Genomic DNA, 11157 nt, shown 5'->3' with positions numbered 1-11157 from the left:
CACTAGCTCAGTTGGTAGAGCGCAACCTTGCCAAGGTTGAGGTCACGAGTTCGAACCTCGTGTGCCGCTCCAAATTTTCCCGTTGATTTATATACTCTCTCATCAGGTGATCTGCTTTTTAGTTTTTAGCGCTTCTGTGGTGATTTTGCCTGTGACGAGCTGTAACCTTCTTGAGTCATCATCTATGACAATGATCAGGACATCGATCGTTTTTCATCGTTATAGTGACTCAATAAGTGTTTCTGATATCCGGTCATAGAGGCCATGGCCAACGTCGACACGCATAAACCCATCCATGGGGTTCCACCGTGTCATCCCTGACGTGGAGGGGCGACTTATCAGAATAGCCTCTATGTTCTTAGGTGGAGCACAATGAGAAACATCGATTTAGGGTCTATGATCTTTCATGACGGCAAAACGAATCATAGAAGACCCTATCAACGTATTGTTTGATAAGAGAATTTTAGATGTATAAGTACCTATTTGGACCTGTGCCATCAAGGCGATTAGGCATGTCTTTGGGCGTTGATTTGGTCCCTAAAAAAGTATGTTCGTTAAATTGTGTCTATTGTGAGGCGGGGAAAACGACATCACTGACGACCGAGCAGGCCGAATATATTCCGTATGCTGCGATTAAAGATGAGTTAATCGACTATTTTACCAGCAATAATCCTGATCCGGACTGTATTACTTTTTCCGGCGCGGGTGAGCCCACGCTGCATTCCCAAGTCAAAGCAATTATTGAGCTGATCCGTTCTTATCGGCCGAATATTTCGATTGCGATGATTACCAACGGCACCTTGTTAACTCAGCCACAGGTTCGAGAAGCCCTACTGGCGACGGATATCGTGTTACCCTCGTTGGATGCTGTGACGGATCGTGTGTTTAGACGGATCAACCGTCCGGAACGACATATTGATTTAGCGGCCTGTATTCAGGGATTGATCGATTTTCGCAAAGTCTATTCAGGGAAGATGTACTTAGAGGTATTTATCATTCCCGGATATAACGACGATGAAGCGCATCTGTTGAAAATGAGCCAGATCTTAAAAGAGGTGAATGCCGATCAGGTTCAGATTAATACGCTGGACCGTCCGGGAGCGGTCAGCCGTATTCGGGCGGCCAGTCCGGACGAACTACAACGCGTCGTGGACATTCTGGATCTGCCCAATATCCAGATCATCTCTAAAGTTCAGCCCCATACTCAAGCTGTGGCTTATCGTCAGGATGCCGAGTCGGCCATATTTGAAACGATTCGTCGGCGTCCTTGTACGGTGGATGATCTGTCGACGATCTTAGGGCTGCACATTGATGACATTATGCACTATATCGAAACCTTAAAAACCCAAAATAAGGTTGAAGGTATGGCTCTGGAGCGGGGCTATTTCTATAAAGGTCTCTGATGATTATAGGGTTTGGACCGGGATTTGAGAGAGGAATGACGGATGCAGAATTGTATTTCGCAACGGATCATTGAAGTGATGGCTCCGGTGGCTCAAGATCGCACAGCGGTTGATGTTCGAATCGGTTTAATTTATACCAGCGTTCAGTTGGATAACGGTGCCATGGGCATCGCCTGGACCGGAAAACGTCGCCTGGGAGGATGTCCATCGCACCGCGAGCCGTTGACGGGGCGCTCTGCGGTTGAATTACTGAGTGGTCTTTTGAATGCTGATGATGCTGTGCTGCGTTCTGTGGCTTTAGCCACGGCGAATGCTCTTGTAGCAACGATGCCTAAAGCCGTTAGTGTCTCGACAGATATATTAACCTTGCTGAATATCCAGCCATCGGAGCAGGTTACAATGGTGGGGTATTTTGGCCCGCTGCTTCCGCGATTACAGGCGATTGGGTGCCATCTGGATATTTTGGAGTTAAAACGAGACTTTCCGGGAACATTGACGCCAGAGCAGGGACGGGGAGCATTATCTCAATGTGATGTGGCGATTATCACCGGAACGGCTATTGTGACGAACACACTCGATGAACTGATATCGAATTTGGGGATGCCCCGAGCCGTGGTCTTACTGGGGCCTTCTTCGCTGATGTGTCCTGAAGTTTTTTTAGCCTCCCCAATCACTCATTTGGCGGGGGCTTGGGTGCGTGATCCTACTGCTGTGGCCAGAGAGATTTCGGAAGGCGGCGGAACCAAAACACTGAAATCTTATCTGGAGTTTGCCACGATTTGTCTTCAATCTTGATCTTTGTGTGAAGGGCATTGATTTCCGCTACAAAGGGTCATAACTTGTACAAAAATGATACAGGAGAACCATCGTGATCAGCCTGCAGTTTGTTATAACATCTTTGTTGGTTGTGTTGATGCCCGGGACGGGGGTGATTTATACGGTTTCCAGTGGCTTGTTTAAGGGCAGAAAAGCAAGTATTGCGGCAGCTGCCGGATGTACGGCAGGGATCATTCCGCATCTGAGTGCATCCATACTTGGACTAGCGGCTATTTTACATACCAGTGCCGTTTTGTTTCAGATGTTTAAGTATGCCGGTGCCATTTATTTACTCTATATGGCTTGGGGAACATGGCGAGATAAAGGTGGACTGAGTTTTAAAGCACAAGATGATCATAAAAATTTGTTTCATATCGCTAAACGCGGGTTTTTGATCAATATATTAAATCCTAAACTCTCGATCTTTTTCTTGGCATTCTTACCGCTTTTTGTCCCTCATGATGCCTCTTCACCGACCATCGACATGCTGGTGTTGAGTTTGGTTTTCATGTGGATGACCTTTGTCGTTTTTGTCATTTATGGTCTTTTCGCAACAGTTGTTCGCCATCAGGTTGTGCATTCTCCGCGTGTAGTGGGTTGGATCCAACGTTCTTTTGCACTGGCATTTGCTGCATTTGGTTTGAAGCTCGCGATGGTTGAGCAGAAATAATTCTAAACGATTATGTCCTATGGACTCATCGTCGCTGGACAGCGAACCGTGATGGCTCGCTGTCTTCGTCATCGAGTTTAGCTTGAAGATGATGGTGTTTTTATCTCAGCCGGAGGGGATAAAGCTATCACGGTTTCTTCCGCTTCCGCGCGTTGTTCAGTATTGGTCACTGGGATCAGCACGCCTTTTTTATTGATAATGAATAAAGGTCGTGCATCCTTTTGCAGGTTACGATAATCATCCCAGCCAAAGGCCTCTTTCAGTTGCGTACTTTTAACCAACCAGCCTTTTTTTAACAGAGTATTGAGTTTGGTGAAGGTACAATCTTCCGAAAACAAAATCTGGCGAGCCCTGAAGGCTGCACTTTCTTGATTGGCAAAGCCATTGCCTTGCGTTGAGCGAATAGAAAAGACCAACTCGGGTGAATACAAATAAGCAAAGTGAGTAATGGCATTGGCATTTTGATGGCGGTTTGGTGAGAGGGCATATACATGACGAATCGATGAAAAATCGAGTACGGCTTCAGCTTGTTCTGATTGAGGATTCCCATAATAAACTTCGAGACCATCCATACGGGCCAGTCGGTAGTTTTCCCAAACAGGATCCGCCAACAACACTTTGAAGTCGGCTTTTTGAAGAGCATGTGCGACTGACCGGGCTAAAGTATTAGCTCCGATGATCAGCACTCCCTGAGGTTTTTCCTGAATGACCCCGAGGAGTCTGGCTAAAGGGCCGGCGGTTAAACTTTGCAGCACGACGGTGGCAATAATCACCGCGAATGTGAGTGAAACTAACTTATCGGCATCGGCAAATCCGGCTTCTTGCAGTCGCAGTGCAAATAACGAGCTCACCGCCGCGGCGACAATTCCCCGGGGGGAGATCCAGGATAAAAATGCGCGATCCCGCCAGCTTATTTTTCGGGTGTACGCTGAAAATAACACACATAATGGACGGGCAATAAACTGGACTACAACCAGTAATGCCAGTAAAGGCCAACCTAGCGAGAACAGATTGTTGAGATCGACCCGAGCCGTCAGCAATATAAAGAGCGCCGAGATCAGTATGACGGATAGATCCTCTTTAAATTCCATAATGTCATCGATGTCCAGCTCCGGCTTGTTGGCCAGCACCATGCCCATGACTGTAACGGTCAAGAGTCCTGATTCATGTTGTAAATGCTCACTTAATGCGTAAGCCAGCAGTACAATAGCGAGTACCCCTATTTTTCGTAGATACAGAGGTAACCAGCCATGTTTGAGGGTTGTGGCTACGGCATAACCAGCGCCTAGTCCTAAAATACCTCCTAATCCAATCGTTTTACTGATAATCGCTAAACTATGAATAGCGGCCTCCTGTGAGGCCTGTGTAATCACGAATTCGAACATCAAGACTGCGAAAATTGCCCCAAGCGGATCAATAATAATGCCTTCCCAACGCAGTACTTTATCCAGTTCTGAACGAGGACGAATGGCTCGTAGTAGCGGCGTGACGACCGTTGGCCCGGTGACGACCATGATGGAACCAAATAATAGCGAAACTTCTAATGAGATCCCTAATAACAAGTGACAGGCCGCGGCAAGAACCACAAAGGTAATTAGCATCCCGATTGTCACCAGATTTCGAACGACTTTGACCAGCCCTCGAATTTCATGAAAACGTAGTGTTAGTGCGCCCTCAAACAGAATAATGGCGACCGCAATGGAAACTAACGGAAACAATAGTTTTCCTAATAGTTGATCTGGATTGAGGATCCCGGATGCCGGGCCTAACAAGAGTCCTGCGGCGAGTAAAAATAAGATTGCAGGTAATTTGAGACGCCATGCAATCCATTGGGCTGCAAGTGAAATAGCGGCGATTAGAGCAATAGCTAAAGCGAGGTTGGTCATGAAATTAGCTCATTATGAATTCATCGAAATCCTAGCCAGCGAATGGTATAGGGTCAAGCTGTGATCAGAAAAATTAAAAATTTTCACTGATATAAAACAATAAATTTAGCCTATCATCCTGTAATGATGGGTTTATTTTGATGGTTCAACGAGCCAATGTCGGGCTAAATCTCCTTTGAGCGCATCGGAATCGATTTATTTAGCAAACTCGGGATATTGCCGTAAAAACTGTAAAACACTGAACGGTTGGGTGGCTGGATGCTCATGCAGATAGTGTTGAATGGCCGTAATATCGAGCTGTTTAAATGCTTCATCGAGTTGGGGGGTGCGATAAACCCGTATGAACGGTAGCCATTTTTTCAGGTCGCTTTGATCACCGGTTTCGGCGCTGTACTCTAGAAGACTCGCTGAATAAGCTTGCAGTGCATCCTTATAGCAACGTTCTTTAACCAACTGTGCTAAATAACTGGCAGCCGCATATTTTTGCGATTTATTTAATTGGGTAAACCACGGCTGCGTAATTCGTTTAAGTGGCTGACGTTGTGCGCGGCAATCACTTACTTTTTGATTTAATAATGCATAATCATGTTGCAGTTGCTGTTTTAGATAGTGTTCCCAGGTTTGGGCCGCAGAGCATGATAGGGTGAAAATCAACAAGGCTATTCCGATTGTAAATTTATAAAGCATTGACCATACACTCCCAAAAAATAGCGTCTTTTCCTTTTGCGAATAAAGCTTGAGATGTAGCTATGGCTTCTATTCGTTCTTTTTGAATGTTATCTACAGCTTTAAGTGATTCTTGGAAAATCTCCCAATCAGTAGTAGATACTTGATATCCTTGGGCAGGGATAGAAGCCCAAGCGTAAGTATTCCGCCCAGCAAAAATTTGAAAAAAAGGCGTCCCCACTAAGATTTTATGTAGGATATGTGAAATATTAATAACGTGATTAATTTGTTCAATGGCATCCAAAGTTTCTGTTGATGGGCGAAAATCATCAATGCCACAAAAGTCGCCTTTCATGCTTGAAGGATTCATGTGTTGTATAAAATGTTAATCATTGAGCCATACTAATATTTGGGTCATTAGTCGTTCTATAGGTAGTTTCGCTAGTCACTGTAATCTAATGATGATTTATCAGCTGGTTGTATTCGCACATTAACATATGTTTGATTCTATTACAGATAGTCATCATTGTTCTGTTTTCTTCTAAGCAGAATTACTTGCGCCGATTTGGCTATCCGGGGATAATATTTGAAGGATATTTATTTATTAAAATAATGTAAATCATCAGGTTATACGGGATTATTAGAGCGTTTTGTTCACTCTGAAACGTAGAAAAACGATTAGGTTTTTTGGATAATGGTGTTTGCAGTAGGCTTTACATCCCCTAGTAATCGAGGAGTCATTTTGTTAATTGAATCGATACAACCTCATCATGATGCCCAAATGGCTGATATTGTGCGGACGGTTCTGGCTAGTTTTGGTGCAACTGGCCCGGGGTATGCTTGCGCTGATCCTCAGGTCGATTATTTAAGTCAGTTTTATCAAGGGGATGATCGGCATTATTGGGTCGTGGTTGAACAGGGCAAGGTTTTGGGCGGCGGCGGTATTGGTCCGCTTCCCGGATATGAGTCCACTTGCGAATTACAAAAAATGTACATGTTGCCTGAAGGTCGAGGTCGGGGCTTGGGGCAGGCTTTAATGGATAAATGTCTGGAGTTTGCTCGGAGCCGCTACCAATATTGTTATTTAGAAACATTGACTCAGATGGATGCCGCCCAGAAAATGTATCGGCGTAATCAGTTTAAGCTGTTGGATAAACCTCTCGGAGCAACGGGGCATAACCGGTGCGATGTTTGGTTTTTAAAAGATTTACGAGCCTAATTTAGGCATCCCGAGGTAAACCTTTCTCAATGATACGAATGAGCCGCTGGGTTTGGCGGGTCATTTGTCCCAGTTTTTGATGCTGTTGTGCAAGGGCCCATTGAATATGCTCTTGCACCAGAGCATCGGTTTCAGATAGGCGTTGTTCTAAAGCGCGGATAATGGCAAGTGATGCCGGTGCATTTCCCAGTGCCACGGCAATATTGCGGAGCCAGCGTTGGTGGCCAATTCTGCGAATGGGAGAGCCTTGTAAAGCATTTAAAAATTGCGATTCATCCCAAGCAAATAATTCCAGTAATGAGGCTTGATCCAACCGGTGACGAGCTTGGAAATCTTCTTGATCCCCCAATGGGGCTTGACGGTTCCACGGACAAACCAGTTGACAGTCATCACAACCGTAGATCCTGTTTCCCATCAGTGGCCGGAGTTCAAGAGGAATCGGCCCATCATTTTCAATGGTCAGATATGAGATACAGCGCCGGGCGTCGACTTGGTAAGGGGCCACGATAGCATGGGTTGGACACAGGGTCATACAAGCCATACAGTTTCCACATCGAGCTTGAGTTGGTGCGTCGATAGGCAGTGGTAGGTTGATGAGTAGTTCTCCCAGAAAAAACCATGAGCCATCGTGTTCATCGATCAATAGGGTGTGTTTGCCCGTCCAGCCTAATCCGGCTTTGTCGGCCAGCGGGCGTTCCATGACAGGGGCCGAGTCGACAAAAGGTCGATAATCGGCTGCATCACAGACCTGTTTGATGCGTTCCCCCAGTTGTTTAAGCTGTTTGCGTAGCAATTTATGGTAATCGCGCCCCAATGCGTAGCGGCTGATATAGGCACGCAGGGGATCATTTAGGGTGCTAGCAAATTGTGCGTTTTGGGGAAGATAGTTCATCCGGACGCTAATGACCCGTAGTGTCCCCGGGTGCAATTGGGCTGGATCTTCCCGTAAGGGTTGATTACGGGCCATAAACTGCATTCGGCCATGATAATTATGTTCTAACCAGTGGCGGTAACTTTCCCAGTGTGAGCTAAGATCCGTATCCGTAATGGCAACTTGCTCAAAACCTAGCTCTTTTCCCCAGAGCTTGATATCTTGGGATAATCTTTTTAAGTCAATGTTAAGGTCTGGCGTCATGATTTATACAAAGGACAATTTTACTGCGACTTTACCATATTCATTATGGACAGCCGAGCAGGTCAAGCAAGCCGAACCGCAGTTAGCTCATGCGGCTGGTACGACACTAAAACAATTGATGGAACGGGCTGGGCAGAGTGCTTATGCCTGTTTACGAACGCATTGGCCCGATGCCACGCGTTTATTGGTGATTGCCGGAGGGGGAAATAATGGTGGTGATGCACTGGTGGTGGCTCGATTGGCCAGTGCTGATGGGTTGCATGTTGAATTATTCATGCATGCCGATCCACAGCGTTTCCCGGAGGAAGCCTCAGCGGCCTGGCAAGCTTTACAAGGCGTCGAATATCGTTTGCTCCATCAGTTGGATGAGGCCTCTGACGCGGATCTAATCATCGACGGTTTGTTGGGATCTGGCCTAAAAGGCGCGGTCCGGGAAGAGGCCTTGAAACTGATTGAACAGATCAATGCGACCACGGTACCCGTATTGGCTTTAGATATTCCCTCCGGACTCCATGCAGATACGGGCCAGCCTTTAGGGGCGGCAGTGAAGGCGGCCGCAACGGTGACTTTTATCGGCGTGAAACGAGGCTTGTTGACCGGACAGGCACCGCAATATTGTGGTGAACTATTTTTTAGTGATTTAGGATTAGCTTCGGTATTGCCTGCGTGGTCAAAAACGGGCTGTGAACGGATGAGCTATGCCCGGTTAATGCATTGGTTGTCCCCCCGTTCTCGAGTGGCTCATAAAGGGGCTTTTGGGCGGGTTGTTTTATCCGGCGGTGATCTGGGGACTCCCGGAGCCATTCGTTTGGCCGGAGAGGCTTGTCAGCGGGTTGGCGCAGGTTTAATCCGAGTCCTGACTCGGCCTGAACATCTTGCTATTGTGTTGGGCGGACGCCCTGAACTCATGGTGCAAGGGATCCCGGATGCGGAACAAGCCCCTCTGATTGATGAAGCGATGGCATGGGCCAGTGTATTGGTGGCTGGACCGGGATTGGGGCAAAGTGAGTGGTCTCATCAATTGTATCAGCGGGTTATTCAGAGTGATAAACCGTTGGTATTAGATGCCGATGGATTGAATTTATTGGCTCAGCAGCCGATATCGAGAGGAAACTGGATTTTAACTCCTCATCCTGGAGAGGCGGCTCGTTTGCTACAATGCACGGTTCATGATGTTGAATCAGATCGTTATCAAGCCGCTCGGCAACTGGCAGAACGCTATCAGGCGATTGTAGTTTTAAAAGGTGCCGGAACAATTATTGCCTCGGCTGAAGGTCGGTTGGTGACCCTAAATGTAGGGAATCCGGGAATGGCTAGCGGTGGCATGGGGGATGTACTTTCAGGTATGATTGGCGGTTTGATTGCTCAGCATATTCCTTTGTTTGATGCAACATGTCTGGCAGTATGTATTCATGGCCATGCTGCGGATCGGGCTGCGCTGCAGGGGGAACGGGGTATGTTGGCTAGTGATTTGTTGCCCGAGATCCGGGCACTCGTCAATCCGGAACAGAGAATAGATGACTTGGCAGATTGAATTAAAAGATGCAGATGCAACGGTTGCGCTGGGCGCAGCTATTGCAAAAGCGTTGCAGGTTGCAACAACGATTTTTCTTGAGGGGACCCTTGGTGCCGGAAAAACGACATTAACTCGGGGGATCGTGCAAGGGTTAGGTCATCAGGGACAAGTAAAAAGTCCGACCTATACATTGGTTGAACCCTATGATTTAGGGGGGTGGCAGGTCAATCATTTTGACTTATATCGCCTGGCTGATCCTGAAGAGTTGGAATTTATCGGGATCCGTGATTATTTCGGTGATCATCAAGTTTCGATTATTGAGTGGCCTGAAAAAGGTGAAGGTATGTTGGGGACCCCCGATTTAACGGTTTTTCTAGCCTATCAACAGCATGAACGAGTGGCTCAAATTCGCACGTATACAGATGTTGGGGAAAATATACTCAACCAGTTGCGTACTCAATTTTCATCATAAACGATATTAAAAGAATTCTTATGCAGCGGTTACAGAGTTGGTTATTGGTTTTGTTCGTTATACTGCTGAGCAGTACGGCAGAGGCCAAGCCGAATACGATTGACAGTGTCCGGGTATGGTCAGGATCTGGGCATACCCGGATTGTTCTTGATTTATCTCAGTCTCCCCAGTTTAGTTATTTTCGGTTGAGCAATCCGCATCGTCTGGTGATCGATCTGGCCGAAACGACCAACAAAGTGGCGCTGAGTAAAGTTCATCTACGGGGAAAACTGGTTGGGAAACTCCGTCGGAGTACACCGCCGAAGCCACAGGATTATCGCTTGGTTATCGAATTAGCTCAGCGGGTTAAACCGGCCATATTCCCATTACCGGCGGCTGGTAAATATGGTCCTCGGTTGGTGATTGACCTTCCGGACAGTAGTCCGGCCCCGAATCGGGCCACTCCTGTTCAGAAAAAAGCGATTAAAGATGGACAAAAATTGGCGCAGTCATTGCGACCGATCATTATTGCCATTGATGCCGGGCATGGTGGAAAAGACACCGGGGCCATTGGTCCAGATCGGATCTATGAGAAAAATGTGACGTTACCGATAGCGAAACGCCTTGCAAAGCTTGTTAATTCTGAACCGGGGCTAAAAGCCGTATTGATCCGTAGTGGGGATTATTTCGTGCCGCTGGATAAGCGCTCAGAGCTTGCGCGTGAAAGTAAAGCGGATATGTTGATCTCGATCCATGCGGATGGCTTTATTTCCCCTACGCCTCGCGGTGCTTCCGTCTGGGTATTATCAGAACGTCGAGCCAGCCGGGAGGTGAATCGTTGGCTGGATCAGAGTAGTCAGCCTTCTGAACTGTTGGGGGGCGCCGGTGAAGTTCTGAAAAGTAATTCCAGCGATCAGTATCTGGCACATGCGCTGTTAGATATGAGTATGGATCATTCGATGAGTTCCGGCTATCAGATCGCCAGTGATATTGTAAACCGTTTGAAACGAGTGACGATGATGCATAAATCGGAACCCCAACATGCCAGTTTGGCGGTGTTGAAGGCTCCGGATATTCCATCGATGCTGGTTGAAACCGGGTTTATTACCAATCCAAGTGAAGAAAAACTATTGAATACGGCTCAGCATCAACAGTTGTTGGCCAATGCTATTTTTATGGGAGTCCGGACCTATTATCGTCAGCATCCGCCACTGGGAACCTGGTATGCCAATCAGTACAAACAGATGAAATATACAGTTAAAAGTGGTGATTCGCTCTCATTGATAGCGATTCGTTACGGCATTTCGGTGGAAGCAATTAAACAAAGTAACAAGTTATCCTCATCGACTCTGACCGTAGGTCAGACTCTGGTTATTCCTAAAATTTAGGTTCGAT

General features: G+C 46.8%; 11 protein-coding genes. 7 read left to right on the top strand and 4 right to left on the bottom strand.

Going from position 1 to position 11157, the window contains the following annotated elements; translation table 11 throughout:
• The first annotated feature begins 512 nt into the window (after positions 1-512).
• From ABUE20_RS17560 to ABUE20_RS17550, 3 genes are all read left to right on the top strand, one after another.
• Positions 513-1403: a radical SAM protein gene (locus ABUE20_RS17560; protein WP_408621257.1), complete on the top strand. Its 891-nt coding sequence runs from the start codon at positions 513-515 to the stop codon at positions 1401-1403.
• Positions 1404-1445: 42 nt separating this feature from the next.
• On the top strand, positions 1446-2198 hold the full coding sequence (locus ABUE20_RS17555; RefSeq protein WP_408621256.1) for a Rossmann-like domain-containing protein: 753 nt from the start codon (positions 1446-1448) through the stop codon (positions 2196-2198).
• A gap of 73 nt (positions 2199-2271) precedes the next feature.
• Positions 2272-2889: a LysE family translocator gene (locus ABUE20_RS17550; protein ID WP_408621255.1), complete on the top strand. Its 618-nt coding sequence runs from the start codon at positions 2272-2274 to the stop codon at positions 2887-2889.
• 77 nt (positions 2890-2966) lie between these two features.
• Here the strand turns inward: ABUE20_RS17550 and ABUE20_RS17545 are convergent, their stop codons facing one another.
• The 3 genes from ABUE20_RS17545 to ABUE20_RS17535 all read right to left on the bottom strand — a co-directional run bounded on the left by ABUE20_RS17545 (position 2967) and on the right by ABUE20_RS17535 (position 5796).
• Positions 2967-4775, bottom strand: coding sequence for a cation:proton antiporter (locus ABUE20_RS17545; protein WP_408621254.1), 1809 nt, complete (start codon positions 4773-4775; stop codon positions 2967-2969).
• Between the two features lie 195 nt (positions 4776-4970).
• Positions 4971-5462 (bottom strand): hypothetical protein, encoded by a 492-nt coding sequence (locus ABUE20_RS17540; RefSeq protein ID WP_408621253.1) that lies wholly within the window; start codon positions 5460-5462, stop codon positions 4971-4973.
• Positions 5452-5796, bottom strand: a complete 345-nt coding sequence (locus ABUE20_RS17535; RefSeq protein ID WP_408621252.1) for a hypothetical protein — start codon at positions 5794-5796, stop codon at positions 5452-5454. The genes ABUE20_RS17540 and ABUE20_RS17535 overlap by 11 nt, the downstream gene beginning before the upstream one ends.
• Positions 5797-6183: 387 nt before the next feature.
• Between ABUE20_RS17535 and ABUE20_RS17530 the strand changes: the two genes are divergently transcribed.
• Positions 6184-6660 carry a GNAT family N-acetyltransferase gene (locus tag ABUE20_RS17530; protein ID WP_408621251.1) on the top strand — a complete coding sequence of 159 codons (477 nt, stop codon included), beginning with the start codon at positions 6184-6186 and terminating at the stop codon, positions 6658-6660.
• 1 nt (position 6661) lies between these two features.
• On the opposite strand, the gene queG is transcribed toward ABUE20_RS17530, so the two are convergent.
• Positions 6662-7795: a tRNA epoxyqueuosine(34) reductase QueG gene (queG, locus tag ABUE20_RS17525; protein ID WP_408621250.1), complete on the bottom strand. Its 1134-nt coding sequence runs from the start codon at positions 7793-7795 to the stop codon at positions 6662-6664.
• On the opposite strand from queG, the gene ABUE20_RS17520 reads away from it, so the two are divergent.
• From ABUE20_RS17520 to ABUE20_RS17510, 3 genes are read left to right on the top strand one after another with little or no spacing between them, the layout of a single operon-like run.
• Entirely contained in the window at positions 7794-9329 is a 1536-nt protein-coding gene (locus tag ABUE20_RS17520; RefSeq protein ID WP_408621249.1) for an NAD(P)H-hydrate dehydratase, read from the top strand. The genes queG and ABUE20_RS17520 overlap by 2 nt on opposite strands.
• Entirely contained in the window at positions 9313-9783 is a 471-nt protein-coding gene (tsaE, locus tag ABUE20_RS17515) for a tRNA (adenosine(37)-N6)-threonylcarbamoyltransferase complex ATPase subunit type 1 TsaE (RefSeq protein ID WP_408621248.1), read from the top strand. Before ABUE20_RS17520 ends, tsaE begins: the two co-directional genes overlap by 17 nt.
• A gap of 20 nt (positions 9784-9803) precedes the next feature.
• On the top strand, positions 9804-11150 hold the full coding sequence (locus ABUE20_RS17510) for an N-acetylmuramoyl-L-alanine amidase (RefSeq protein WP_408621247.1): 1347 nt from the start codon (positions 9804-9806) through the stop codon (positions 11148-11150).
• Positions 11151-11157: the final 7 nt, after the last annotated feature.

The organism is Celerinatantimonas marina, from assembly GCF_046054165.1.
GTDB lineage: Bacteria > Pseudomonadota > Gammaproteobacteria > Enterobacterales > Celerinatantimonadaceae > Celerinatantimonas.
This window is presented reverse-complemented; position numbering and strand designations above follow the sequence as displayed.

Bases quoted from the DNA above. Each gene is read 5' to 3' on its own strand.
- ABUE20_RS17560 (WP_408621257.1), top strand. From the start codon at position 513: ATGTCTTTGGGCGTTGATTTGGTCCCTAAAAAAGTATGTTCGTTAAAT.
- ABUE20_RS17555 (WP_408621256.1), top strand. From the start codon at position 1,446: ATGCAGAATTGTATTTCGCAACGGATCATTGAAGTGATGGCTCCGGTG.
- queG (WP_408621250.1), bottom strand. From the start codon at position 7,795: ATGACGCCAGACCTTAACATTGACTTAAAAAGATTATCCCAAGATATC.
- ABUE20_RS17520 (WP_408621249.1), top strand. From the start codon at position 7,794: ATGATTTATACAAAGGACAATTTTACTGCGACTTTACCATATTCATTA.
- ABUE20_RS17535 (WP_408621252.1), bottom strand. From the start codon at position 5,796: ATGAAAGGCGACTTTTGTGGCATTGATGATTTTCGCCCATCAACAGAA.
- ABUE20_RS17540 (WP_408621253.1), bottom strand. From the start codon at position 5,462: ATGCTTTATAAATTTACAATCGGAATAGCCTTGTTGATTTTCACCCTA.
- ABUE20_RS17510 (WP_408621247.1), top strand. From the start codon at position 9,804: ATGCAGCGGTTACAGAGTTGGTTATTGGTTTTGTTCGTTATACTGCTG.
- tsaE (WP_408621248.1), top strand. From the start codon at position 9,313: ATGACTTGGCAGATTGAATTAAAAGATGCAGATGCAACGGTTGCGCTG.
- ABUE20_RS17545 (WP_408621254.1), bottom strand. From the start codon at position 4,775: ATGACCAACCTCGCTTTAGCTATTGCTCTAATCGCCGCTATTTCACTT.